The organism is Dokdonella sp., from assembly GCF_049593775.1.
GTDB lineage: Bacteria > Pseudomonadota > Gammaproteobacteria > Xanthomonadales > Rhodanobacteraceae > Dokdonella.
In genome coordinates this window covers 1-21,365 of the sequence record NZ_JBAWHJ010000214.1, presented here as the reverse complement: position 1 = coordinate 21,365, position 21,365 = coordinate 1, and the positions used below count along the sequence as shown (strand labels likewise).

Annotated in this window: 21 protein-coding genes and 1 pseudogene; 10 read left to right on the top strand and 12 right to left on the bottom strand. The window is 59.9% G+C overall.

Translation table 11 applies throughout. The features are described from left to right. Positions 1 to 458 precede the first annotated feature (458 nt). The 4 genes from WBP53_RS07695 to WBP53_RS07680 all read left to right on the top strand — a co-directional run bounded on the left by WBP53_RS07695 (position 459) and on the right by WBP53_RS07680 (position 5,820). Complete coding sequence (locus tag WBP53_RS07695) at positions 459 to 773, top strand: hypothetical protein (protein ID WP_423927565.1); 315 nt, start codon at positions 459 to 461, stop codon at positions 771 to 773. Further along, complete coding sequence (locus tag WBP53_RS07690) at positions 770 to 2,335, top strand: hypothetical protein (RefSeq protein ID WP_423927563.1); 1,566 nt, start codon at positions 770 to 772, stop codon at positions 2,333 to 2,335. Before WBP53_RS07695 ends, WBP53_RS07690 begins: the two co-directional genes overlap by 4 nt. Positions 2,336 to 2,484: 149 nt before the next feature. Then, positions 2,485 to 3,129, top strand: coding sequence for a serine/threonine protein kinase (locus WBP53_RS07685; RefSeq protein ID WP_423927561.1), 645 nt, complete (start codon positions 2,485 to 2,487; stop codon positions 3,127 to 3,129). 243 nt (positions 3,130 to 3,372) lie between these two features. Continuing rightward, positions 3,373 to 5,820 (top strand): putative bifunctional diguanylate cyclase/phosphodiesterase, encoded by a 2,448-nt coding sequence (locus tag WBP53_RS07680; RefSeq protein WP_423927559.1) that lies wholly within the window; start codon positions 3,373 to 3,375, stop codon positions 5,818 to 5,820. A 37-nt stretch (positions 5,821 to 5,857) separates the two neighbouring features. Here WBP53_RS07680 and WBP53_RS07675 read toward each other — a convergent pair whose 3' ends face one another. From WBP53_RS07675 to WBP53_RS07645, 7 genes are all read right to left on the bottom strand, one after another. Beyond that, positions 5,858 to 6,514, bottom strand: coding sequence for an energy transducer TonB (locus WBP53_RS07675; protein WP_423927557.1), 657 nt, complete (start codon positions 6,512 to 6,514; stop codon positions 5,858 to 5,860). Between the two features lie 62 nt (positions 6,515 to 6,576). Continuing rightward, positions 6,577 to 6,873, bottom strand: a complete 297-nt coding sequence (locus tag WBP53_RS07670; protein ID WP_423927555.1) for a GIY-YIG nuclease family protein — start codon at positions 6,871 to 6,873, stop codon at positions 6,577 to 6,579. Positions 6,874 to 6,880: 7 nt separating this feature from the next. Beyond that, entirely contained in the window at positions 6,881 to 7,978 is a 1,098-nt protein-coding gene (locus WBP53_RS07665; RefSeq protein ID WP_423927553.1) for an ABC transporter permease, read from the bottom strand. Further along, a complete protein-coding gene (locus WBP53_RS07660; RefSeq protein WP_423927571.1) occupies positions 7,975 to 8,892 on the bottom strand; it encodes an ATP-binding cassette domain-containing protein in 918 nt (305 codons plus the stop codon). Before WBP53_RS07660 ends, WBP53_RS07665 begins: the two co-directional genes overlap by 4 nt. A 70-nt stretch (positions 8,893 to 8,962) precedes the next feature. After that, a complete protein-coding gene (locus WBP53_RS07655; protein WP_423927551.1) occupies positions 8,963 to 9,859 on the bottom strand; it encodes an HlyD family secretion protein in 897 nt (298 codons plus the stop codon). Positions 9,860 to 9,927: 68 nt separating this feature from the next. After that, positions 9,928 to 10,581: a TetR/AcrR family transcriptional regulator gene (locus tag WBP53_RS07650; protein WP_423927549.1), complete on the bottom strand. Its 654-nt coding sequence runs from the start codon at positions 10,579 to 10,581 to the stop codon at positions 9,928 to 9,930. Between the two features lie 77 nt (positions 10,582 to 10,658). Then, the gene (locus WBP53_RS07645) at positions 10,659 to 12,440 is read right to left on the bottom strand and encodes a M14 family zinc carboxypeptidase (RefSeq protein ID WP_423927569.1); all 1,782 of its coding nucleotides are present in this window, start codon (positions 12,438 to 12,440) and stop codon (positions 10,659 to 10,661) included. Positions 12,441 to 12,598: 158 nt separating this feature from the next. Here WBP53_RS07645 and WBP53_RS07640 point away from each other — a divergent pair, with 158 nt between their 5' ends. Beyond that, entirely contained in the window at positions 12,599 to 13,648 is a 1,050-nt protein-coding gene (locus tag WBP53_RS07640; RefSeq protein WP_423927547.1) for a glycerophosphodiester phosphodiesterase family protein, read from the top strand. 262 nt (positions 13,649 to 13,910) lie between these two features. Here the strand turns inward: WBP53_RS07640 and arsH are convergent, their stop codons facing one another. From arsH to WBP53_RS07620, 4 genes are all read right to left on the bottom strand, one after another. Next, on the bottom strand, positions 13,911 to 14,654 hold the full coding sequence (gene arsH, locus WBP53_RS07635) for an arsenical resistance protein ArsH (RefSeq protein ID WP_423927545.1): 744 nt from the start codon (positions 14,652 to 14,654) through the stop codon (positions 13,911 to 13,913). A 223-nt stretch (positions 14,655 to 14,877) separates the two neighbouring features. Continuing rightward, on the bottom strand, positions 14,878 to 15,948 hold the full coding sequence (arsB, locus tag WBP53_RS07630; RefSeq protein ID WP_423927567.1) for an ACR3 family arsenite efflux transporter: 1,071 nt from the start codon (positions 15,946 to 15,948) through the stop codon (positions 14,878 to 14,880). 5 nt (positions 15,949 to 15,953) lie between these two features. Further along, entirely contained in the window at positions 15,954 to 16,481 is a 528-nt protein-coding gene (locus WBP53_RS07625; protein ID WP_423927543.1) for an arsenate reductase ArsC, read from the bottom strand. A 40-nt stretch (positions 16,482 to 16,521) separates the two neighbouring features. Beyond that, positions 16,522 to 16,878, bottom strand: coding sequence for an ArsR/SmtB family transcription factor (locus WBP53_RS07620; protein ID WP_423927541.1), 357 nt, complete (start codon positions 16,876 to 16,878; stop codon positions 16,522 to 16,524). Positions 16,879 to 17,220: 342 nt separating this feature from the next. Between WBP53_RS07620 and WBP53_RS07615 the strand changes: the two genes are divergently transcribed. The 5 genes from WBP53_RS07615 (at position 17,221) to WBP53_RS07595 (ending at position 21,048) form a co-directional block, all read left to right on the top strand. After that, complete coding sequence (locus WBP53_RS07615; protein ID WP_423927539.1) at positions 17,221 to 17,709, top strand: hypothetical protein; 489 nt, start codon at positions 17,221 to 17,223, stop codon at positions 17,707 to 17,709. A gap of 444 nt (positions 17,710 to 18,153) precedes the next feature. After that, positions 18,154 to 18,633, top strand: coding sequence for a hypothetical protein (locus tag WBP53_RS07610; protein ID WP_423927537.1), 480 nt, complete (start codon positions 18,154 to 18,156; stop codon positions 18,631 to 18,633). A gap of 181 nt (positions 18,634 to 18,814) precedes the next feature. Further along, entirely contained in the window at positions 18,815 to 19,306 is a 492-nt protein-coding gene (locus WBP53_RS07605; protein ID WP_423927535.1) for a hypothetical protein, read from the top strand. A gap of 431 nt (positions 19,307 to 19,737) precedes the next feature. Then, positions 19,738 to 20,244, top strand: a complete 507-nt coding sequence (locus WBP53_RS07600; protein ID WP_423927533.1) for a hypothetical protein — start codon at positions 19,738 to 19,740, stop codon at positions 20,242 to 20,244. 225 nt (positions 20,245 to 20,469) lie between these two features. Continuing rightward, positions 20,470 to 21,048: an NnrU family protein gene (locus tag WBP53_RS07595; protein WP_423927531.1), complete on the top strand. Its 579-nt coding sequence runs from the start codon at positions 20,470 to 20,472 to the stop codon at positions 21,046 to 21,048. Between the two features lie 102 nt (positions 21,049 to 21,150). On the opposite strand, the pseudogene WBP53_RS07590 reads toward WBP53_RS07595, so the two are convergent. Continuing rightward, a pseudogene (locus WBP53_RS07590) lies at positions 21,151 to 21,365 on the bottom strand (hypothetical protein); the annotation flags it as partial.

The following is a 21,365-nucleotide window of genomic DNA, read 5'->3' as shown; positions in this document are numbered from 1 at the left end:
GATCGTGCCGGCAACGCCAACCACGATAAGCAGCGTGGCCAGCACGTAAAGCAGGATTTGGATGGTCATGGGTGCGTCGTATGGATGCGGCAGCGGATTCTAGCCGGCTCGTCGAATTCTCGCTGACGCCCGGCGGAATGCCCTCACGGACTGTGCGCAAACGAGACGGGCGTCACATTTTGACGCGAAGCGGCCAATTGACATTCCAGCTCAGCGTCTTTGTCGGAAATGAACAAGAGAACCCTGCCTGCAAGTGAGGGAGCGACAAATCACTTGCGAAGCAATGCCTTGCGTATCAGATGGGGTGGGCAGGAGAAGCGCTGGGAAAGGCGCTGAAAGCACTTGGCATAGCTCGTGCTGAGCACGTCTCAAGAGGACGAGCCGGAAGGATCCGCGACGTCTGATTGCCAAGGGATCCGTCATCGACGGATTTCCATCACATATCGGGGGGTTTCCGAATGCAATCCAAGCAACCACGGCTGCGCGCTGCGGCTGTAGCTACTGGCGTCTTCGCACTGAGCCTGGTTGGCGTGGCTTCCGCCGGCAGCGGATACGTCGTGCGCAACGGCACGGTCGCGGGCAGCGGCGATATCGTCGCCAACGACTGCTTCACTCTTTCTTCAACCATCGGCGAACCAGCAGCCGGATCCATTTCCAATGGATCGATCACCGTAACCGCGGGTTTCCAGGCAACCACAGAGAACAACGTGATTGTCCTCGACACGATCTTCAAGAATGGCTTCGACTCGCCACAGGGGAATTGCTCACTATGAAAACCAGAAATCTTGTACTCGCCATCGCCCTTGTTCTTGGCGCCTGCTCTACATCGGCAGTCATCGCTGGCGGCTCGGCTCCGCAAATGCCGGACTTCGTCTACCAAGGCAAGATCGAACAGAATGGTCTGCCCGTCGACGGCAACGTCAATCTGACCTTTTCACTCTGGGACGCCCAGTCAGGCGGTTCCCAATACGGTTCGATGATCAGCGAACCAAGCTACCCCGTCATCAATGGCGTGTTCAGCATCAACCTGGCATTCCCCGGTGGATTCACCGGGACCCAGATGTACATCGAAGTCAGCGTCAATGGGTCCACTTTGCCCCGTCAACCCATAGCGACCACGCCGGTTGCCCAGTTCGCCTTGAACGGGGTTCCCGGTGAACAAGGTCCTGCGGGTCCTGCGGGACCGATAGGGCCACAAGGTGTGGTTGGACCGGAAGGCTCGGTAGGCCCCGCGGGTTCGCAGGGGGAAACGGGCCCGATGGGTCCGCAAGGTCCGACCGGAGCTGATGGTGCGCAAGGCCTGCAGGGTGATACAGGTCCCGCCGGCGTGCAGGGTGCGCAAGGCGATATCGGCCCGATGGGAACGCAAGGTCCCACCGGTGCCGATGGTGTGCAGGGCCTGCAAGGTGATACAGGTCCAGCAGGCCCTCAGGGCGATATCGGCCCGCAAGGCGTGCAGGGTGCGCAGGGCGACGTCGGTCCGCAAGGCCTGCAAGGCGACATCGGCCCGATGGGACCGCAAGGCCCGACCGGTGCCGATGGTGTGCAAGGCATGCAAGGTGATACAGGTCCTGCCGGCGTGCAGGGTGCGCAGGGCGACGTCGGTCCGCAAGGCCTGCAAGGCGACACCGGCCCGATGGGACCGCAAGGCCCGACCGGCGCTGATGGTGTGCAAGGCCTGCAAGGCGATACGGGTCCCGCCGGCGCGCAGGGCGTACAAGGTGATACAGGCCCAGCAGGCCCGCAGGGCGATATCGGCCCACAAGGCATACAGGGCGAAACGGGTTCGATGGGACCGCAAGGCCCGACCGGTGCTGATGGAGCACAAGGCCCTCAAGGCGTTGCCGGTCCGATCGGTCCGCAAGGCCTGCCTGGGTCGAACGGTGCAACCGGTGCGGCAGGCACCAATGGCACCAACGGCGTCGATGGCGCTCCGGGTCCGGCAGGTCCGCAGGGTCCGGCAGGAACATTGGTGCCGTTCTTCGGCAGCTCCTACTTCAACGTGGCGACAAATAGCGCCACCTTTGTAGGCATGGGCGAATCCTCCAGTTCGGATTCCAAGGTCGCCATTCCGCTTCCGGTTTCAGGGCGAATTGGCGGGCTTCAGGTGCGAACCAATTCTTCTCCAGGAAACAGCAACCAGTACACCTTCACCGTTTACGTGAACGGTGCGGCGACAGGTGCAACCTGCGTTGTTGCCAACACCTTGCAAAACTGCAGCTACACGGGAGCTACCTTCGCCGTGACCGCAGGGGACAGGGTTTCGCTGCAGTCCAATCCGAACAGCAACCCGTCGGCAACATCCGTAACCTGGTCGTTCTATATCGCCCAGTAATACTTTGCGTATGGCGTGCGGCGGGAATCAGGTCCGGACTGGAAGACATTCCAGTCCGGACCATTCCGTTCTCGAAGCCGGGGATACGACACCTCCGTTGATCCGCAGATTTGCGAACCTGCTTTGGCGTATGCGGCCATAATGGCCACATGCAAACCGAACTGCTCAAGTCCGATGCGCTGGGCCGCATTGAAATCGTCTTCGACGGCGACCGGCGCTGGATACGGCGCGACACCCGCGTAGCGAACCTCGGCATGCGCTGGTTTGCGCGCAGTGCTGCGGCCAGGGAAGCACGTGTGCTCAGGGCGCTATCGGGAGTCGATGGTGTGCCGCAATTGATCGCATGGAGCAATGGCGTACTGGATCGAAGCTACATGGAAGGCGCGCCAATGCAGCAGGCGCAGCCGCGCGATCCGCATTACTACCGTGACGCTCATCGGCTGCTCAAGCGCATGCGTCAATGCGGGGTCGCGCACAACGATCTGGCCAAGGAGCCGAACTGGTTGCAGAGGGACAATGGTGCACCTGCGGCCGTGGACTTCCAGATCGCCTGGATCAGCAAAGGCCGGGGTCGTCTCTTTCGACTGCTGGTGCGAGAAGATCTTCGTCATCTGCTCAAGCACAAGCGGACCTATTGCCCGCAGGCACTTACTCCCGTGGAAAAGCGCGTCCTGGCACGACGCTCATGGATCGCCTCAAGCTGGCGCGCGACAGGCAAACGCCTGTACAAATTCATCGCACGCCGCCTCTTTGGATACTGGGACAACGAGGGCAAGGGCCGCGTACGGCGCTGACCACGTCTACTGATTGCACGCTCTATCGTTCTCCGGGCCAAGCCGGTGCTGCTCGACCCGAATCCATGCTGTTGTTTGTCACGGCGCAGCGATAGCGTGGAACAGGTGCATTCGGCGATCATCCCGCGCTATTCTTCGCTCCAATTGCGGGCGCCAGCCCAGGGATGTCGCGTCAAGGGGATTGCGTGGACATGTTCGCCGCCAACATGCAGCAATTGCGAAACTCGGCACGATGAAGTTTTCGTGACCGCGCCAGCAAGAAAAGTTTCGACGGACGCACAGGATCAACAGGATCGCGGCGCGATCCCGCGGCGACGGTCACTGAGAATCCTGTCCTACGAAATCGGCTTCGTAATTGCACTTACCGCGATTGCCGCCATGCTGACTGCCGCAATGCTCGAGATCCAGACGACGGCGACTGCCTACGTTGTCGGCGAAGGTCACTGGTCCAGAGCACAGCAGGACGCGGCACATACCCTGTATCGATATGCCGCGGATGGCGATCCTGCCCAGCTCGCACAGATCAGGAAAAGCCTTCTCGTTCCACTGGGGGATCGCGCCGCGAGGCTGGCGATGGAGCGTGACCCCATTGATGTAGACGAGGCCAGGAAGGGATTCCTGCAGGGTAGAATCGATTCCGAGGATGTGGACCGCCTGATCCGCATGTACAGATACATGCGTGACGCGCCTTACTTTCGCCACTCGGTGGCGCAGTGGCGACTGGGTGACGAGGGCATCCTCGACTTGCAGCTGCTTGCTGGCGAGATCGAATTGGCCTACCAGCAAGGCACGCCAGATCCGGCAACCATCAAGGCGTTCCAGGATCGCGCTCAAGCCGTCAACTCCAGCTTGCGGCCCATAGAAACGACATTTTCCGAATCGATGCTGCAAGGCACACGTTTGCTCAGGAACGTCCTTCTCGGGATCAGCGTGGTGCTTTTTCTAATCGTATCCTGGCTGGTGATCGTGGTGCTTCGCTCCACCATGAACCGCATCAGGGGCAGCGAAAGCACGTTTCGTGCTGCGTTCCATCAGGCCGCTGTCGGCATGCTCCGCATGAACGTGGATAGCCGCATCCTGGAAGCGAACGAAACCATTGGGCACATCCTGGGGCGCACACCGGATCGGCTTGCAGGGATGAGGCTCGTCGAGTTGATGCACGCGGAAGATCGTTCATCAGTGGCCCCCAGCGATAGCGAGGCCATCGACTGGTCGCTGCACTTGAAGCCTTCCGAGCATCGTTTCCTGCGCGAAGATGGCAGTACATGCTGGCTGCGATGGACGGTTTCGATGATCGACGGCGACACACATGGAAAGGAGCGTGTGTTTGCCCTGATCGAGGATGTTTCCGAGGCGCGCCGAGTGTCCGACGAAATGAAGTACCAGGCCAGCCATGACGCGCTGACCGGGTTGATCAATCGTCGCGAGATTGAACGACGGCTGCAGCGCGGCATAGAGTCCGCACGCGATAGTGGCGAGATCCATGCATTCCTGTTCCTCGACCTCGATCAGTTCAAGCTGATCAACGATACCTGCGGTCATGTTGCGGGCGACCAGCTGTTGCGTCAGATTGCCGGCGTGCTGATGTTGCACATGCGCGGCAACGACTGGATGGGTCGATTGGGCGGGGACGAATTCGCCGTGCTCCTGGAGTGCACCGGGCAGGAAGAGGCAGTCCGCATCGGTCAGCGCGTACGCAGGGCATTGGCGGCATCGACCTTCAGTTGGGAAGGCAGTCGATTCAATGTCACCTGCAGCGTCGGCATTGTCAGTGTCGATGGCGCCAAGCTCGATGTAGGGCACGTATTGCGCGCAGCTGATCGAGCCTGCTATCAGGCCAAGGAAGACGGTCGAAACTGCATCCGGGTTTATCATGAATCCGACCAGGCCATGAGCAGGCGGCGTGACGAAATGGCCTGGGTCAACGAGATCCGCGATGCCATTTCCAATGGCAGGTTCCAGCTCTACGGACAGCGTATCGAGACGCTCGATGGAGCGCGCCGTCTGAACTATGAAGTACTTGTGCGACTGGTCGACGCACAAGGGGCCTTGCATTCTCCTGACAGTTTCCTGCCCGCTGCGGAACGCTACGGAGAGGCCGTCGCCATCGACCGTCTTGTCGTTTCCATGGCGCTGGACGAATTGGCGCGTCATCCCAGGCATCTGATCCATCTCGAACTTTGCCATCTCAATATCTCTGCGCAGTCCATTGCCAATCCGGAATTCCGCCGCCACGTTGCGGAACTTCTGGACAATAGCGAAGTGCCTCCGCGCAAGCTGTGCTTCGAACTTACCGAAACTGCTGCCATTGCCAATATCGCGCAGGCACGCGAGTTCATGGAGGACATGCGCTCACGTGGTTGCCGCATTGCGCTCGATGACTTCGGCAGTGGTCTTTCCTCGTTTGCCTATCTCAAGAACTTGCCGGTCGATATCCTCAAGATCGATGGCATATTCATTCGCGATATCGCCAACAATCCGATTGATCCGGTGCTTGTCCGCTCGATCTGCGAAATGGCCCGATCACTGGGCAAGGTCACAGTTGCGGAATGGGTGGAGGATCGGCGAATGCTGGCTCAACTGAAGACGCTTGGCGTCGATCAGGCACAGGGCCATGGCATCCATGAACCCTGTGCGCTGGCCGACCTGATCAGGCAAGGCTTGCCGCCACGGCGCCCAGCAAAAATCTGACGTCTCGAAGCTTCCGTCGAAGGCGAACCAGGGTCAGTCAGCGCTTTTCGAGCTCGAATGCGACAGGAACGATGCCAGTGGCTCTCATCGCAACGCCATTGATCCTCACAGGATGGAATCGCCAGCGCTGCACGGCTTCGCAGGCTGCCTTGTCCAGATGGCGGGATCCGCTGCTGCGGGCGACGTCAACTTGTGTAGGCAAGCCGTCCCGGCCAACCGAGACACGCACGAGCACCGTGCCCTGTTCGCCTCGGCGTACTGCGGCGATGGGATACTTTGGCCTTACAATGCTTTCATATTCCAGACTTGCGTCAGCCACCGAAGCAGGATTCGAAGTGACCGCTGCCACGATCGACGGGATCGAAGGCGTGGTGACGGACATCACCGGTTCCGAGAACTCACTTTCCACTTGCACATCAGGTGTGCTGATTGGCGCGACGACGGGAATGGCAGGGGCCTGCGGCTTTGGCAGAGGGACGGGTTCATCCGGTACCGGCAACAGCACAGGCTCAGGTGGCGCCTGGATCCAGATGATCGAAGTTGCAGGGGCAAGCGGCCGAACGCCCGGCAAGGCCACAGGAATGGCCAGCAAGATCAGGGCAAGGCTGTGAACAAACACGGTTCCGCTTAGCCCGCCGATGCGCAGCCAACTCCAGCGGCCTTGCCGCGTCGAATCCAATACGCCGATAGCCATGTTCCACCCCTTCCGATTGGTATCGGAAAGTTGAAACGCGGCAGTGCGGTTCTCGGGGTTGGTCAGGTGCCATTGGTTTCGAATTCCTGCCGTGCGAGCAGGAAAGCGATCTTGCGGGATCTCGGCAGGCACTTGATCTGGTGCTCGGCTCGCGATGCGCTCGCTCGATCCGGGAAGGCGCGTGAGCCGATCAGACGGGCAGGCGGGTTGGCGCGCGTGTAGCGAGCGCCGCGACCCTCCACGTGCGCGAGGTAGCGCGCCTGCAAGTCATTGGTGATGCCTGCGTAGTAGCTGCCATTGAGGCACTCGATCAGATACAGGCACCAGGTCTTTGCAGGGATTTCATGGCCTGGTTTCATTGCAGGATCAATCCAGTGTCTTGCGAAACCTGAGCACGGCGATGCCCAGAACCACGATCACGAAGCCGATCAGGGCCGCCAGTTCGGTCCACATCTGCCCCACGCCGGTGCCGCGCAGCATGACGCCACGAATGAGGCGCAGGAAGTGTGTCAAGGGAAACATCTCGGCAATCCATTGGGCGGCACGCGGCATGCCGTCATAGGGAAACATGAAGCCGGAAAGCAGGATTTGCGGGAGAAAAAGGAAGAAGGCCATCTGCATGGCCTGGAACTGCGTATTGGCCAGCGTCGAGATCAGTACGCCGAGCGCAAGCGTTGCGGCGATATAAGTGAGCGAAATCAGGTAGACATCGAGCAACGAGCCCCGGACCGGGACATCGAAGACCAGCAAACCCAGTATCAGGATCAATGTGACCTGGATCAGGCCGATGCCGACATAGGGCAGGACCTTGCCGATGGTCAGTTCAAATGGCGACAGCGGCGTGGCAATCAGCATCTCCATGTTGCCGCGCTCGCGTTCGCGCACGATGGCCATTCCGGTGAAGATCGTCATTGTCATGGTCAGGATGACGCCGATCAGTCCCGGCACGGTGTTGATTTGCGCACGCCTGTCCGGATTATAGAAATTGACTATTTCTACGGGGCGTACGATGACCTGACCCGGCACATGATCGAGGCTGGAGAGCGGGAAGCTCGCCAGTTGCCGTACCGCCGACTGCACGGACTGGTCGGTGCCATCGACCATGACCTGCCAGGCGGGTCGATCCTTGCCTTCGAGGCGTGCCTCGAAATCTTGCGGAATGACCACGGCGGCGCCGATCTTGCCACGATGGAGAAGATCGTCGATTTGCTGCGGGCTATGTACGCGGTAGCGAAAATCGAGGACTTGCGAAGACGACAGTTCGGCGATCAGTTCGCGCGATCGCCACGTGTTGGATTCATCGAGCAAGGCGGCCGGCAACTGGCGGATATCAAGATTGATGGCGAATCCGAACAGCAGCAGCTGCAGGGTCGGTATGCCGATGATCATGCCGAAGGTCAGGCGGTCGCGCGAGAGTTGCCACAGCTCCTTGCGCACGACGGCAAGCAGTCGACCGAGCTTCATGCCCCGGTCTCCTGCTTTCTGGTGACGGCTACGAACACGTCTTCAAGATTCGGCTCAGCTGCCTCGATCACGGCCTCGACCTCAGCCGCGTTCAGCACGGCGCGCAGCCAGTCCGCTGCATCGGACTGGCGGTCAGTGAGTACGCGAAGGCTGGCGCCGATCTGGGCCACGCCAAGCACATGTGCCTGCATTCTCAGCGTCTGCATGAGTCGGGTCGGGTGCTGGCTCTCGACTCGCAAGGTCATGCCGGGCAGGGCAGCCATCAGTTCGTTCGGAGTGCCGTCGGCAACCAGCCGACCCCGATCGAGGATGGCCAGACGATGGCAGCGTTCCGCTTCGTCCATATAGTGGGTGGAGACAAGCAGGGTGGTGCCTTCGTCAGCCAGTTGAAACAGCGATTCCCAGAAGTCGCGCCTGGACTGTGGGTCGACAGCGCTGGTTGGCTCATCCAGCAGCAGCAGCTCTGGCTTGTGCATCACGGCTGCGGCGAGTGCCAATCGCTGGCGCTGGCCGCCGGACAGTGTTCCGGCCATCTGCTTGCGCAATTCACCCAGGCGATACTGCTCGTACAGTTCGCGGATTCGACGCGCGGCCGATTCGCGTCCTAGTCCATAAATGGTGGCGAGAAATTCGAGGTTCTCGGCGACGCTGAGGTCTGCGTACAAGGAGAACTTCTGGGTCATGTAACCGATCTGGCGCTTGAGGGCCTCGGCCTGTCCTGGCAAGTCGTGGCCAAGAACGGTGGCAGTGCCTTCAGTAGGGCTCAGCAGGCCGCACAACATGCGGATGGTCGTCGATTTCCCGCAGCCATTCGGGCCCAGAAAGCCGTAGACCTCGGCGCGACGTACACGCAGATGGAGATGATCGACAGCCACCAGATCGCCGAATCGTTTGGTCAGGCCGCGCGCGACGATGACCGCTTCAACGGAAGCATCGGGAGCGCCTTGTGCCGTTGTTGTCGTGCTGGGGGCTGGCATGGGCGGGTTAATGTCTGCCGCGCGTGTCAGGGGCCGCGCAATTTACCTGCACCGGTTGGCCGACTGGCAGATCCATACCCGCACCTGCCTCGAGTACGATCTCGCTACGGTAGGAAAGGCGGCTGGCATCGTCGCCGGTGAGGGCGAAATAGGGGGTGAATGCCGGATCCGAGCGCATGCTGCGCACCACGGCCTGAAACGCCCGCTCGCTGCCCGTGAGGTGCACGCTGCAATGGCTGCCGATCGCCAATTCATTGCGCTGGCTCGCCGGCACATAGACGCGCGCATACATGGGACCCGTCAGCATGCTGGCCAGCACGGCTCCGGCGGCGGGCTGGTCGCCGAGCTTGAAGGGGATCGAATCGATGCGGCCTGCTTCCGCCGCGACGATGGTATAGCGCTGACGGGTCAGCTCCATTTGATCGACGGCCGCCTTGCGCGCCGCCAGTGCCGCTTCTGCCAGTTCGATGTTTTCGATGCGAGAGCCGTTGAGCAATTCGGCCAGGTTCGCGCGTGCCGCGTCGCGCTCCGCATCAGCAGATTGCAGCGATGTTTCCGCACGATCAAGGTCGATCTGCGCGTTGAGCCCACGCTTGCGGATTTCGGCAACCCGATCTCGTTCGCGTCGAGCATTCGCCGCGCGTGCCGTTGCTCCCCCCAACTGGGCGCGAGAGGCGTCGATGAGTTCCTTGCGCTTTCCCTTCAGCAGTTCATCGAGTGCAGCCTGGGCGCCCCGCACGTCGGCGCGAGCCTGCTCGACACTGGCATCGATGCGACGTGTATCGAGCGCGAGTATGGTCTGCCCTGCCTGGAGTTCGTCCCCTTCCCGGACATCTATTCTGATGATGTGCTCGGACGCCTGGGCCGGGCTCGTGATTCGATCGAGCTCAAGAGTACCAAGCATGACTGGCTCCGATGGCTTTGCGCACCCGGTCAAAATCAGCGTGGCTCCCAACCACGCAATCCATGGTTTCATGTGGGCATCTCCAGTCCCCGTTCGAGCAGGGCAAGCGCGTGGTTTGCGATCGTTTCCGAGGTGATCTGGTCAGCGTGGAGCTTGCTGCGCCATATCGACTGCGAGGCAAGTGGGAACAGAGTCAGCGCGATCAGCGTGACGAACAGCAGATTCGGATCGAGATCGCGATTCAATTGTCCCTTCGCCTGAGCTTCGACGAAGCGCTCACGCAAGCGCTGCATCAGCGGGGCGCCGAGCTGTCCGATCACGCGCTCGCGCAAGAGTCCGCCTTCGCTGAGTACTTCGCGTGTCCACAACGGTGGAAACCACGGTCGGCTGGCTATGGCTGCAATCATCGAACGCACGAAGCAATGAATCTGTGATCGCAGATCATCATCCGCAGCCATCATGGCCTCGGCCACGCTGACAATGGCTGGCTGGAGACGCTCGACAACAAGGGCGTCAATCAGGCTCTCGCGGTTACCGAAGTAGTAATGCATCAAGGCGGGGGTGACCCGCGCCTCGCGCGCAATGGCCGACAGAGACGTGCCGGCAATGCCGCGCAGCCCGAACTGGTTGGCGGCGATATCGAGGATCCGCGACCGGCGGTCCTGGTTGTCGCCGACCTTGCTCGGGCGGCCGGGCTTGCGTGCTCGAATGGGGCTGCTCACCGGATCAATATTAAATTGACCGTTAATTCATTTCAAGCGGTGTGCCGTCAGTTGATCAGCCCCTTCCAATGCCGCAATCAGAACGCGACCGCGCTGCGCATCACGGGATAGAGGTTGAACTGGTCGTCCCATGACGCATGCTTTTCGGCAAAGAACGACAGGCGAGAATACGGATTCCGGGCAAACTCGGGGTCGCTGTCGAGCTTGTGGTTGAATTCGGCAGCCACGGCCGGATCGTTCTCCAGCATTTCGCGAGCGACCTCTTCGGCGACGTACATCTCCATGTACTCCTTCTGCTCGAACGCCGCGTTGAACTCGCCCCAGGCGGCCAGAGAGTCGGGCGCCTGGGGTTCGAGCAAGGCCATCACCAGCCGCGCGCGCGGCTGGTCTATCGGGACGAACAAGGCTCCGGCGGCAATATCGCGTGGCTCGGGCTTCCATTCTCCTTCAAAGCCGACACGCTGATGATTCTCGAATGGCTGCGCATCGAACTTTGTCTTGCTGGCCCGGAATGTCTGCACCGCCGCCGAGGGATGCGCAGCTGCAATGACTGTATAGGCGACACCGTGCTGCGAAAGCTTTGCGCCGACCCACTCTGCATGCGCGGATGGCACGATATAGCCGCCCTTGGGAGCGTTTACGCTGATGGCCGGTTGCACGTCATCGCGCAACGGGATCTTCCATATCATCGGCTTGCTCTCGTCGTAGCGTGTCATCAGCGTGCCCGAAATCTCCGATGGCGTCCGTGTGTAGGCATAGCCGCGAAAGTCGATGATGTGACTCTTGTCAGTCGCCTCGAAGCTGAGTGGCACGCTGCTCCCGCCCAGTGTTGTGGCGCGCTGGTCGGCGGCATCGGCCACCGCTTGCCATTGCTGACCATGCCTGGCAACGAGTTCAAGCAGATCGACGATGGCGTTGCGCGTGATGTTGACGCGCGTCGCATAGTCCTTCCACGAATGGGCTTCCACGAGCACACCGAACCGATTGCGCAGCGGCATGTAGCCGTGCGAAAAGCGCGGTTCGGCGGGACTGTCCTCGAAACCGGATGCCGGATCGTCATAGACCACGAAAGAAGGGTAGAACGGCAGTGGCAGCGACCCCTGTTTGGCCAGCATTCCGATCATTTCGGTTCGCAGTTCCAGTCCGGTCTTGCGCAGTTTTGCATCGCCCGAATGCAGTGGTTCGATATTGATTGAAACGTCGTGCTCGAATTTTGCTCCGTCGGTAACGTGCAGGTCCGCCAGGATCAGCGGATCCCATTCGTTCATCAGCGACAACATCGCCTGCATCTCGGGTGCATCAGCCTTCACATAGTCGCGATTCAGATTGAGGTTCTGCGCCGTTGTGCGCCATCCCATTTCCTCGGGCCCACGCTGGTTGGGGCGATTCCAGGCCTTGAAACGCTCATGGCCATCGACATTGAATACCGGAACGAAGACAACGACCTGCTTGTCCAGCGAGCCCATGGCCGCGTGACCCTCAAGCGTCTCGCGAAAGGCCAGAAAGCCGGCGTCCTTGCCGTCGATCTCGCCGGAATGGATGCCGCCCTGGAACAGGATTACGGGAAGCTGTCTCTCACGCGCATCGCGCGCCGACAGTGCGCCGCTGCTCGATATCGCGAGAGCCATCATCGGGCGGCCCTGCGGAGATCTTCCGAATTCGAAGCAGCGCACCGAATCAGGAAAGGACTTGGCAAATTCGGCACACAGGCGAATCACTTCATCGTAGCGGCCCGTACGTTTGAACTCCGACTTCTGAGCTATCGTCTCCAGATCGGGGGCAGCCGCCAGCAAGGGTAGGCAAAGGAAAGCCAGCAGGGTGACGAACAGTCGGGCGAGAGTCATGGAGAATGCCGGTATGGGAAGTCGCACGATGGTAGCTCAAGGCAATCTCTTCAGCGCAGCTGCCTGGATCCTGGTCACTTGACGAAGGCGCCTATCCGGCGTTCCACAGACGCGTCGCGCCTGTCACCCTGTACGATTCGACGCGTGCCTGTCGGCACCGGAGGCCAGCCGCAGTGAAGTCGACCTGGTTGTTCAAGGGCAAGGTGCAGGTGATAGCCCATCGTGGCGCCAGCGCCTGGCATCCCGAACACACCCTGGCAGCCTACGCCCGTGCAATACGGGACGGCGCGGACTTCATCGAGCCGGATCTAGTCATGAGTCGCGATGGGGTCCTGATTGCGCGCCACGAGAACGAGATCAGCGCGTCGACCGATGTAGCCGAGCACGAAGCGTTTGCCAGCAGGCGAGCACGAAGAGTGATCGACGGGAAATCCGTTGATGGCTGGTTCTGCGAAGATTTTTCGATCGACGAGCTGCGCGAACTGCGTGCGCGGGAGCCGCTCCCGCAATTGCGCAGTAGCGCGCAAGACCACATGCACTCGCTGGCGACGTTTGACGATATCGTGGATCTGGCAAGCCGCGCATCCGCGGCGCTTGGTCGACGGATCGGATTAATTCCAGAGCTCAAGCATTCGAGCTACTTCCATTCGATCGGCCTTGATCTCGAACAGGCCCTGGTTTCAGCCTGGCAGCGGCATGGTTACCTGCAAGCCACGCCCTTCGGCATCCAGTCCTTCGAGGTCGACAATCTCAGGCAGTTGCGCGACACGCTGGGTACTCGGTCCGACAACGTGTTCCTTGTCCAGTTGGTCGGCGATCCTGATGGCCATCCCTTCGACCAGCTAGCTCGCGGTGACACGGCGCTGCGCTACGACCGCATGATCACGCCGGCAGGATTGGTGGAGATGGCCGGCTACGCCAACGTTGTGGCTCCACACAAGGAAGCAATCATTCCGGCGAATTCCGAAGCTGTGCCAAGCCTGCTTGTCGAACATGCCCATGCTGCCGGCCTCGCCGTGCATGCATGGACCTTGCGTCCGGAAAACGCCTTCCTTCCAGCCCGTTTGCGCGGTAGCGAACTTCCGTCAGAACGTTGCGAGTCGGGTTCGATTCGCGAAATGCTCAGCCTGATCGACGCGGGCGTGGATGCCCTGTTCACTGATGACCCTGCGCTGGGCCGTCGCGCCGTTGATCAGGCGCGAACACAGGGCAGACCTGCATGAAAGAATCATTTGCCGACTGGCCGACCGTTTCCAGTCTGGAATGGATCGGGCGACCCCTGTTTGCGCGCATCCTTAGCTTTGCGCCAGCTTGAGGGCAGCCTGCCCATCTGTGCCAACGCGCCGTAATCTGCGCGCAAACAGGTGTCTTGGCGATTGCGCCACTTGACCGGTGTTGCCTTGAACAATGCCCGACGTTGGAGAGCGTGAGCGCGGCCAGTCTAGTCGTCGAATATTGCAGTTGTCTTTCAGGACCCGGAGCGGGTCAGGACGATTCGGAGGTGGCCATCGCCGCCAAATCCGCTGCTGCCGACTTTCGTGCCATGTCCAGTCGCTCGGAATAGCGATCGGTCAGCCGTTCGGTATGCGGTCGCAGCAAGACGGTAAAGCGCACCAGCTCTTCCATTACATCGACGATTCGCTCGTAGTAGTTCGACGCGCGCATGCGACCCTGATCATCAAATTCCTGCCAGGCCTTGGCCACGCTGGACTGATTCGGAATGGTGACCATGCGCATCCATCGGCCGAGCAGCCGCAGCGCATTGACCGCATTGAATGACTGGGACCCGCCGGAAACCTGCATCACGGCGAGAGTGCGACCCTGGGTGGGGCGCACGCCACCGCTGTTCAGCGGGAGATGGTCGATCTGCGCCTTCATCAACCCGCTGATCGTGCCGTGGCGTTCCGGGCTGCACCAGACCTGACCTTCGGACCAGAACGACAACTCGCGCAGTTCGCGAATGGCCGGATGATCGTCGCCTTCGACTTGGTCAGGGAACGGTAGATCGAAGGGATCAAAGATGCGGGTTTCGGCACCGAAATGGCGGAGCAGGCGCGCTGCTTCCTCGACGGCAAGGCGCGAATACGACCGTGCGCGCAGCGAGCCGTACAGCAGCAGGATGCGTGGTGGCTGCGTATCGTCGCCGAGCCCCGCAGCGGGTCGCGTGAAGGCCTGGTCGACGTTGAGCGCGGGCAAATGATCAGGTTGTGGCAGCGTGCGCAGGCTCATGCGGCGATCCCCAGTGTCTGGCGAAGCGTGTTTGCGCTGCCAGGGCACAGTGGCATGTACTCCTGGCTTCCTGCGCTGCTGGCTGGAGCCAGTGCGCAAGAGCTGTGCGCGTACCCGTGGCGTGGAAAGAAAGATTCTCCTGCCGGCATGTGTTCGCCAGTCGGTGCTTCGTGCAGTTCAGCGAACTGTCCTATGTTCCGTATTGCGTAGTCGGAAAACTCGATCACGATGCCGGGACGCCTTCGTACCAGCCACGCGTGCGCTTGACCAGGGCGACTATCGAAAGCATCACGGGCACTTCGACCAGCACACCGACAACCGTGGCCAGTGCAGCTCCGGAGTTCAGCCCGAACAGGCTGATCGCGGCAGCCACCGCCAGCTCGAAGAAGTTTGAAGCACCAATCAGGGCGGCGGGCGCAGCCACGCACCAGGCAACGCCAAAGCGCTTGCTCAGCCAATAGGCCAGTCCCGCATTCAGATAGACCTGGAACAGGATGGGTACGGCGATCAGGGCGATTACGGCGGGTTGCGCAAGGATGGCCTCACCCTGGAAACCGAACAGCAGCACGAGAGTTGTCAGCAAGGCCAGCAGCGAAATCGGTTGCAGGATAGCCTGGGCACGGTTCAGGGCGTTCTCGCCGCTACGCAGCAGCAGGCGTCGCAGCACCTGGGCAACAACTACCGGCAGCACGATGTAGAGCGCCACTGATAGCAGCAGGGTGTCCCAGGGAACGGTGATCGATGCCACTCCCAGCAGCAGGGCAACCAGCGGGGCGAACGCGAAGATCATGATGACATCGTTGAGTGCGACCTGGCTCAGGGTGAAATGTGGCTCGCCTTCGCAAAGATTCGACCATACAAAGACCATGGCCGTGCAGGGAGCGGCGGCGAGCAGGATCAAGCCGGCGATATAGGAGCCGATTTCACCGGCGGGTAGCCACGGTGCGAATAGCCAGGCAAGAAAGAAGCTGCCGAGCAAGGCCATCGAAAACGGCTTCACGGCCCAATTGATGAACAGGGTGACGCCGATGCCGCGCCAGTGCTGGCGAACCGTGCCCAGCGCGGCAAAGTCGATCTTCAGCAACATCGGCACGATCATGAGCCAGACCAGAACCGCAACGACGAGGTTGACGTGGGCGAATTCGACATCCGCGATGGTCGCGAACGCTGCAGGTGCGAAGTGGCCAAGGCCTATTCCCACGACGATGCACAGCGCTACCCACAAGCTGAGGTAGCGCTCGAATGTGCCGAGCCCTGCGCGCGCGCTGGCGTTTGCTGTGTCGTCCTGCGCCATTGTGCTCATGACGCGTTCTGGCTCCTTGCAGAGGCGCCGTCCTGGCGTCCGATCTCCTGCAACTGCGTATTCAATGAAGTTCGATCGAGGCGCAGGATGGGTAGTGCCGTGAATACCGAGATGCGATTCTTCATGTGGCGAAATGCGGTCGCGAATGCGTGCTTCTGTTCGATCATCGAACCTTGCGCGGCGGCGGGATCCTCAATGCCCCAGTGCGCAGTCTGTGGATGCCCGGGCCAGATTGGGCACACTTCGCCGGCGGCGTTGTCGCAGACCGTGAAAACGAAATCCATGACCGGCGCATCGGGCTTCTCGAATTCGTCCCAGCTCTTGGAGCGCAATCCTTCGGTTGGGTAGCCGAGGCTGGCCAGGGTTTCGATGGCCAGTGGATTCACATCGGGTTTGGGCATGCTGCCTGCCGAGAACGCCCGGAAGCGCCCGCCGCCATCCTTGGCGAGAATGCTTTCCGCGAGGATTGAGCGGGCCGAATTGCCCGTGCACAGGAAAAGTACATTGAAGATGCGGTCGGTCATGGGTCACCTGGAGGGGAGGATGTCGAAACGATGGGGTGTATCAAGCGGATGCAGCAGGCGGCGCTGCGCAGCAGGATGCCAATTCCGCCATCAGCGGTGCGCAGACTTCAGTGCGCCCGCTGCAGCAATCCTTGAGCAGGAAAACGGTCAGAAGACGGAATTGATCGAGGTTGGCGCGATAAATGATCGAACGGCCATCGCGCTGGGAGTCAGCCAGGCCGGCATTGACCAGAATGGCCAGATGAGTCGACGAGGTGTTCTGCGGCACTTCAAGCAGTCGCGCGACCTCCCCGGCAGGCAGGCCGGCAGGCTCATGCTTGACGAGTAGACGAAACGCTTCCAGGCGCGTGGACTGGGCAAGGGCGGCGAGGATTGCGGTGGCGGCTTGAATATCCATATATCCAGAATAATTGATGTATTGAGCCGGTGCAAGCCCTCCAGTCAGGGTTCGGACGGGATCCAGTCAGACGAATCAGGGTCGAATGCGTAAAACAACATTCTGCTGGAGGCGCGCCGAACAGGTACCGGAAAAGCAGCCTGACACCCACTCGTAAAACCTGCGCATCGACGAAACCATTCCTTTTGCCATATTGACAGCCGAAGCGACGGTTTACTACGATTAGTGTCGTACGAATGGGGCGGGCGAATTGGTCGCCTCGCAGAGGACACCACGGGTTTCAGACTCAAGCCTGATCAGGAATCGGGCGGCCCAAGTATTGACGAACGAGAGGAAACACGCATGCTCAAGGCAATAATCCCGATAGTGGCTGCAGCATTGTTGTTTGCATCGCCATTGCAGGCAAAGAAGAAGCCACCGGAAGACGCCGTGGTCGCGGATACATACCAGGAGTTCGAGCCGCTTGTGACGAAGATCCGCGGCCAGATGTCTGAGGGAGAGCGCTACGAATACCTTTCGAGCGCGGACCGGGATACCGTGAACATGACTCTGGACCAGATGTCGGGAATGCTGGAAAAGTACGGCTCAGTAGGCGCGATGCAACCGGAAGAGCGCGCCAAGATGATGACCGCGCAAGAACATGTCAATGGAATTCTGGCGAGAAATGCCGATGACCGCCTAGTCTGCACACACGTGGCGCCGGTGGGTTCACATATTCCGAAAACAAAGTGCGTGACCATGCGTCAGATCAAGGAGAATCGCAAGAATCATCAGCGAGACGCACAAGACCTCCAAAATAGAAGCCTGGGTGCGCCAGGCCCGGGAGGCTGATAGCGCAACCCGTTTGCTCAGATTGGATCATGGCAGCGCGGCGCGAGTCGCGCTGTCTTGTTTCAGACAGACGCACTGCACTGCGCGTACGCCTTGAATCGGGACGCGAGAAATATCATCGCTCGATGCGAGCACACAAAGTGCGTGCAGGGCCGGGATGTACCAGCGCTCCCGTGCCATCCAGTTCAGGATGTGATCCAGATTCACGGTGGGAATCCGGCCTGATCGCAGAAATTTGGCGATGGCTTTTCAATCGACGTGAATGCTGGCTGATGCCGGGGCATCAGGCCGAGCGCGTGCGAGAATATACATCGCATGCACTTCTGAGCCAGATCCGGAAAATCGGAATTCGGTATCGAATGCACGTAACGTGAAATCGTTTCCGCCATACCATCGCACCGACCGGCCACAAGGTCGGGTTGGCCGCACTCGCAGGAGATCCTGATGTTCCGAAACGCCGTTCTCTTCCTGGTCGTACTCATTTTCTTCGTCCCGCAGGGTTTTGCGAAATCCAGGTCGGACACGAATGTTGTAGAGGTCGATACCTACGAAAACTTTCAAGGGCTCGTGGTCGATATCCGGGAAGAAATGGTTGTCGGTGGACGCTACGAATTCCTCAAGGGTTTGGATCGCGACAACGTCAACCGGAGACTCGATGAAATGGCCGAACAGCTGCGAGTCAGCGGCAGTATTGCCGAGGTGTCTCCCGGTGCCAGGAGCGAGTTGATGGAAAATCAGGAGGCGGTGAACGAACTCCTGACAAAGTTCGCCGACAACCGGGTCATCTGTACGCATGAAGCTCCGATCGGATCGCTGATTCCAAGAAAGCGCTGTCGAACCGTGCGCCAGATCGAAAAGAGCCGGTCAGGTTCCAAGGGCCAGATCCTGGATATGCAGAGGGACTCCAGCCTGGGCGGCGAGTAGGGCGGAACAGAGGGCTACGAAGTGCTTCGTTGAAGTTATTGACCCGGTCAGCAAGATAGACTACGATTGCTTTCGTAGTGTACCCGGATGCATGCCTTTTGCAGAGTCATTCGCATTCGGTTGTAGCCCTGATGTCCGGTTCACGGGCAGGCAGGGATCTCGTGAATCACCGGAGCCTGACATGCGCAAAATTCTGATGTTCCTCATGCTGAGCCTGATGCTCGCCTCACCGTTGTCTGCGAAAAAGTCGCAGGAAGAAGCTGTTGTCGCCGACACGCCCGAAAAGTTTGAGTTGCTGGTCCTGGCCATTCGCCAGGAAATGGCGCCTGGCAAGCGCTATGAGTTCCTCAGCAGGCGAAATCGCGACACGGTCAACCATCAGCTGGATCTGATGCAGCAGATGCTGGTCAAGGCTGGATCGGTATCGAACATGAGCGATGAATCAAGGGTCAAACTCTTCTCGATGCAGGAAGAAGTCAACGGTATCCTCGCCCGAAACGCGGAAGACCGTCTGGTTTGCACGCACGTAGCCCCGGTCGGATCACATATTCCGAAGACCATCTGTCACACGGTTCGTGAACTTGCCGCCAGCAAGAGGGATTACGAAAGCAAGGCGAACAGGATGATCAACGAGCAGTTGGCAGTGGATGCAGCCTCCAGAACCTCGCAATGATTACCCGAGTGCGATCAGGTGCAACTCTTGCGTGCGTTGAAGGGTTGACCGTTTCGGCACGATTCAGAGCCGGGACACAATGAATATCCGGCAGCAGAGGATCGGTCCAGGCGCACGCCAACCGCAGTCTTCCCACAACTGCGTGGAGCGAATGCCTGGTTCCGACGCATCGGATTGAAACGCACAACGGTGCACGGCCGGCGTGAAGTGATGCCGTGAGGCAAGGAGAGACTTCGCGACGATCGCGTTTTGGTGCAGTCGGGAGCCAAAGGTCACGGGGCAATGTCGTCGACGAGCAGGCATTTCACGTTGCACTGGCCATTGAATACGATATTAGTCGTGCACTTGTTGCGGTAGTGCAGTGCGTGCAGCTCTACCTTCTCCTCTGCGTGGACATGTATTTGCTGGCCACTTGAACAACGGAGTCTCACATGCGCACTACACTACCGTTTCTGATCCTGAGTTTGATGCTCGCCTCGCCGTTGCATGCCGGGAAGGTCGAGGAGAAAGTCGTGGTTGCGGATACGCCGGAAAAGTTCCAGTTGCTTGTCGTCACGATCCAGGAAGAAATGGTGCCAGGTGAGCGCTATGAATTCCTCAGCACGTACAACCGAAATGCGGTCAACCAGAATCTTGAAATCATGCAACAGATGCTGATTCGGGCCGGGTCGGTTGCGAATATGGACGAGTCCACGCAGTTGAAACTGTTCTCGATCCAGGAAGAGGTCAATGGAATTCTGGCGCGAAACGCAGATGATCGGCTGGTTTGTACCTATGTGGCGCCGGTAGGCTCACACATACCGAAAAAGCGCTGCCACACGGTGCGCCAGATCGCGGAGAACCGGAAGAAATTCAAGGGTCAGATGGGTAGTCTCCAAAATGAACAACTGGGTGCTGATGCGAACGCGAACAATCGGTTCACAGACCCGGTCTACTGAACTGGATCCATAGCAATGCTGACTGCACCATTCCGTTGATGTGGAGCTTGACTGGCCGTTGACCGGATATCGACGCTCCGCATCCGGTACCACCCCTTCGCAGACTTCCCTCGAGCGTGAGTGCGGCTGGCAACAAGGCGTCCGAGAGGGGAAGATTCAGAGTGCAGCAGTATGTATTCGGGGAATAGGCGATACTGATCCGGGCTACTACTACGGACACTCGCCATGTGGATGTTGATACTCGGTCTGATGATCTTTCTGGGCATGCATTCGTTGCGCATGCTTGCGCCGGAATTCCGCGACAAACTGATCGCACGCCATGGCGCAAACGCCTGGCGCGGCATCTATTCTCTGGTATCAATCGGTGGATTCGTGCTGATTGTCTGGGGTTTCGGGTTGGCCAGACAGACACCGGTCCTGCTGTATTCGCCGCCGATGGCCATGAAGCACGCCAACATGTTGTTCACGTTGCTGGCCTTCGTGCTGATTGCGGCTACCTACGTGCCGCGCAATCACATCAAGGCCAAACTTGGTCACCCGATGCTGGTTGGCGTCAAACTCTGGGCGTTTGGCCACTTGCTGGCTACAGGCTTCCTGCATGACGTGATTCTGTTTGGCGCTTTCCTGGCATGGGCAGTGGCGGATTTCGCTGTCTGCAGACGCCGCGACCGGAAGAACAACGTGACCCACCCAGCCGGAACGGCGAGCGGCGATGTAATCACCGTGGCTATTGGTTTGGCAGCCTGGGCGGGATTCGCCTTCTGGCTGCATCTGCGGTGGATTGGTGTGAATCCTTTCACGTGAAGCGACGAGCAAACCTCCAGGCGCCATGAGCTGATGCACTGGTGCGTGGCATGAAACCCTGACCGGACTGGAGAGCAAGTTCGGCCAGGGCAGCATGGCGTGTCAGCGCGGAACGGGTTCCGTGGCTTCGTCCGTTTCATCCGCAGACGGATTGTCATCAACCACCTGCTTCGCCTTCTCCATGGCCTTGTCCTTGGCGGCATCCACGGCCTTGTCCTTGACCATGTCGGTGGCGGCATCGGTCATCGAGTCCCTCTTCAGAGCGGCACCGGCCGCACCTGCGCCGGCAGCATCACCGACCATGTCGCCGGCCTTGT

Coding starts and splice junctions, on each gene's coding strand:
- WBP53_RS07695 (WP_423927565.1), top strand. CDS start 459: ATGCAATCCAAGCAACCACGGCTGCGCGCTGCGGCTGTAGCTACTGGC.
- WBP53_RS07615 (WP_423927539.1), top strand. CDS start 17,221: ATGCTCAAGGCAATAATCCCGATAGTGGCTGCAGCATTGTTGTTTGCA.
- WBP53_RS07675 (WP_423927557.1), bottom strand. CDS start 6,514: ATGGCTATCGGCGTATTGGATTCGACGCGGCAAGGCCGCTGGAGTTGG.
- WBP53_RS07600 (WP_423927533.1), top strand. CDS start 19,738: ATGCGCACTACACTACCGTTTCTGATCCTGAGTTTGATGCTCGCCTCG.
- arsH (WP_423927545.1), bottom strand. CDS start 14,654: ATGAGCCTGCGCACGCTGCCACAACCTGATCATTTGCCCGCGCTCAAC.
- WBP53_RS07685 (WP_423927561.1), top strand. CDS start 2,485: ATGCAAACCGAACTGCTCAAGTCCGATGCGCTGGGCCGCATTGAAATC.
- WBP53_RS07655 (WP_423927551.1), bottom strand. CDS start 9,859: ATGCTTGGTACTCTTGAGCTCGATCGAATCACGAGCCCGGCCCAGGCG.
- WBP53_RS07665 (WP_423927553.1), bottom strand. CDS start 7,978: ATGAAGCTCGGTCGACTGCTTGCCGTCGTGCGCAAGGAGCTGTGGCAA.
- WBP53_RS07605 (WP_423927535.1), top strand. CDS start 18,815: ATGCGCAAAATTCTGATGTTCCTCATGCTGAGCCTGATGCTCGCCTCA.
- arsB (WP_423927567.1), bottom strand. CDS start 15,948: ATGGCGCAGGACGACACAGCAAACGCCAGCGCGCGCGCAGGGCTCGGC.
- WBP53_RS07620 (WP_423927541.1), bottom strand. CDS start 16,878: ATGGATATTCAAGCCGCCACCGCAATCCTCGCCGCCCTTGCCCAGTCC.
- WBP53_RS07670 (WP_423927555.1), bottom strand. CDS start 6,873: ATGAAACCAGGCCATGAAATCCCTGCAAAGACCTGGTGCCTGTATCTG.
- WBP53_RS07625 (WP_423927543.1), bottom strand. CDS start 16,481: ATGACCGACCGCATCTTCAATGTACTTTTCCTGTGCACGGGCAATTCG.
- WBP53_RS07610 (WP_423927537.1), top strand. CDS start 18,154: ATGTTCCGAAACGCCGTTCTCTTCCTGGTCGTACTCATTTTCTTCGTC.
- WBP53_RS07690 (WP_423927563.1), top strand. CDS start 770: ATGAAAACCAGAAATCTTGTACTCGCCATCGCCCTTGTTCTTGGCGCC.
- WBP53_RS07595 (WP_423927531.1), top strand. CDS start 20,470: ATGTGGATGTTGATACTCGGTCTGATGATCTTTCTGGGCATGCATTCG.